This window comes from Arthrobacter sp. 10T413_2 (genome assembly GCF_056394205.1).
On sequence record NZ_JBFTHK010000294.1, the window covers coordinates 1 to 3,019 of the forward strand.

The 3,019-nt window shown below is 65.5% G+C and carries 3 protein-coding genes and 1 pseudogene; all 4 read left to right on the forward strand.

All coding sequences use genetic code 11. The features are described from left to right. The coding region (locus tag AC1DBQ_RS22680) for a ribosome maturation factor RimP (protein WP_476930653.1) at window positions 1–611 on the forward strand (611 nt) is incomplete at its 5' end. Then, the gene (gene nusA, locus AC1DBQ_RS22685) at window positions 611–1,591 is read left to right on the forward strand and encodes a transcription termination factor NusA (protein WP_476930654.1); all 981 of its coding nucleotides are present in this window, start codon (window positions 611–613) and stop codon (window positions 1,589–1,591) included. The genes AC1DBQ_RS22680 and nusA, both read left to right, overlap by 1 nt. Before the next feature lie 279 nt (window positions 1,592–1,870). Beyond that, the gene (locus AC1DBQ_RS22690) at window positions 1,871–2,203 is read left to right on the forward strand and encodes a YlxR family protein (RefSeq protein WP_476930655.1); all 333 of its coding nucleotides are present in this window, start codon (window positions 1,871–1,873) and stop codon (window positions 2,201–2,203) included. 152 nt (window positions 2,204–2,355) lie between these two features. Then, window positions 2,356–2,985 (forward strand): annotated as a pseudogene (locus AC1DBQ_RS22695) (translation initiation factor IF-2 N-terminal domain-containing protein); the annotation flags it as partial. Window positions 2,986–3,019 lie beyond the last annotated feature (34 nt).

Here is a 3,019-nt window from a genome sequence, read left to right on the forward strand (position 1 = left end):
ACGCAGAAGCCACGACTTCAACAGACCGGACCGGAACGGGGAAGGCTGAAGCCGCACCCGTTCACAATGTGGAGGCCGAGCGCCTGCATGCACTCCTGGAACCCGCAGTGCTGGCGAACAGATTGTATCTGGAGGACGTCTCCATCCATGTCGCCGGTGCCAACCGGGTGGTTCACGTGGTGGTAGACCTGCCGCAGGAGGAGACCGGCGGCGTCGGTCTCGACGTCATCGCCGAGATCTCCAAGACCCTTTCGGACACCCTGGACAACGACCCCAGCATGGACGCGCGTCCCTACGAGCTGGAAGTTTCGTCGCCCGGCGTCGGACGTCCCCTGACCGAAGAGCGCCACTGGTACCGCGCCCGCGGACGAATGGTCAACGTCAATGTGATCCAGGGCGACAACGTCACCGGCCGGATCCAGTCCGTGGATGATGAAGGCGTCACCCTCGTCCCCGAGATTGCCGTCAAGAAGGGCATGAAACCCAAGCAGGGCGAGCCCGTCAAGCTTCCTTTCGACAGGATCCGCAGCGGAAAAGTCGAGATAGAGTTCAGYCACCTCGAAGAGGCCGGTCTGGAAAAAGAACACAATGGACCTTCTGAGGAGGCCTAATGGATATTGACATGAGCGCGCTGAGACTCCTGGAGCGTGAGCGTGAAATCCCGCTGGATCTMCTGATTCCGACGATCGAGCAGGCACTGCTGGTGGCCTACCACAAGACCCCCGGCGCTTTCGAGAAAGCCCGTGCCGAGCTCGACCRCAAGAGCGGCCACGTGACCATCTGGGCCACGGAGATCGACGACGACGGCGCCCCGATCGGCGAATTCGAGGACACCCCGGCGGGTTTCGGCCGCATCGCGGCCAGCACGGCACGCCAGATCATCCTGCAGCGCCTCCGGGATGCTGAGGACGACAACGTACTGGGCCAGTTCAAGGGCCGTGAAGGTGAGCTTGTAGCCGGCACCATCCAGCAGGGCAACAACCCGCATATGATTCAGGTGAACCTGGGCACGGTAGAGGCGCTGCTGCCTCCGCCCGAGCAGGTTCCCGGCGAGAAGTACATCCACGGCAACMGGCTGCGTGCCTTCGTGATCGACGTCCACCGCGGCACCAAGGGCCCGTCCATCACGCTGTCCCGCTCGCACCCCGGGCTTGTCCGGAAGCTCTTCGAACTCGAAGTTCCCGAGATCGCGGACCGTTCCGTCGAGATCGTGGCGCTTGCCCGCGAAGCCGGCCACCGCACCAAGATCGCGGTCAAGGCAAACATTCCCGGCGTGAACGCCAAGGGTGCCTGCATCGGCGAAATGGGGTCTCGTGTCCGGGCCGTCATGACCGAGCTCAACGATGAAAAGATCGACATCGTGGACTACAGCGACGACCCGGCGACCTTTATCGCCAGTGCCCTCTCGCCGTCGCGCGTGAATTCGGTCACCATCACCGATGAGGCGACCCGTTCCGCGCGGGTGGTCGTTCCCGACTACCAGCTCTCCCTGGCCATTGGCAAAGAGGGCCAGAATGCCCGTCTTGCCGCCAAGCTCACCGGCTGGCGGATCGACATCGTCTCTGACGCCGCCGTCAACAGCAGCAAATAGCGTTCAGGCGCACGCGCGCCCACGCACACGAAGATGGACAGCGGGCCGCCGTCGCGGCCCGCTGTTCGTGTGTGGCCTCACGGGATTACCCGTGGTTTCGTCACTGCCGGCACGCCCGGGTTCCGKACCCGGGCGCCGGAGGGGCTAGAATAGACATGACCGCGCCTAACGGCCGGTATCCGTGTGTCTTTGGCGCGTCCGGGTTTTTCCGGATTCCCTTAGGACTCAGATTTTCACCAAACAGATGTACTGGCAGGAAGATACTMGAACGTGGCACATGTGCAACACCTMGGGAATCAGCCGCAGCGCACCTGCATCGGATGCCGACAAAAGGGATCGCGGTCGGAGTTACTCCGGCTCGTCGCCGGCGCCGGCGGTTCGTCCGCCGTCGTGGTGGATGAACGACGCCGGATGGCTGGCCGGGGAGCATGGCTGCACCCCAGCGAGAAGTGCCTGGCACTGGCGGTGAAACGTCGAGCATTCGGCCGCGCCCTCAATGGCGCAGCCGGTACCGCCGACGTCGAACGCCGGATCACTGCCGGCGCGCAAGCCGTGGGCACTACGGTGGCCGCAGCAACAACCGTCCAACCTGAAAGCGGGTCAGAAAACTGATGGAAACCCGATGAGTTCCCAGCGATGAGTGCGCAACGATGACAACTTTGTTGCGCTCTGCAATGGGCCTTTCAGCTGCATTCGCGGCGGAGGCCCGCAGTAAGAAGTAGACGGTTCGTGCCTGGCTCGGTGCGGACCGAGACAGGAGAAATGTGGCCAAGGTCCGCGTACATGAGCTTGCTAAAGAGCTCGGTATTACTTCCAAAGATGCAGTAACCAAACTGCAGGAACTGGGCGAATTCGTTCGCTCCGCCTCGTCAACTATCGAGGCTCCCGTTGTGCGGAAACTGCGCAACGCTTACCCCGACGCCCCCGCAGCCTCGAAGTCCGAAGCTCCGGCGTCCACCCCCCAGGCAACTGCCGCCCCGGCAGCGACCCGCCCGGCGCCTGCGCCCGGCCCCGCTGCGCCCAAGGCTGCAGAACCCAAGGCTGAAGCTCCGGCTCCGGCCGCTGCGGCACCTGCCGCCGCGCCCGCCGCTCCGGCTGCCCCCGCCGCCCAGGCTCCGGCAGCCCCGGCCGCCCAGGCCCCGGCTGTTCCCTCGACGGGCGTCAAGCCCGGTGCGCGTCCGGCCCCCAAGGCTGAAACCCCGGCTGCTCCGGCACGCCAGGGCGGTTCCGCACCCCGTCCGGGCGGTCCCCGTCCCGGCAACAACCCCTTCGCCACGTCCCAGGGCATGCCCCGAGGCCGCGGCGGCGATAACGAACGTCCCTCGCGTCCGGGCAACAACCCGTTCGCTCCTTCCCAGGGCATGCCGCGTCCGGGCGGAAGCCGCACCGAGGGCTAACGCCCCGGCGGCCCGCGCCCCGCAGCAGGCG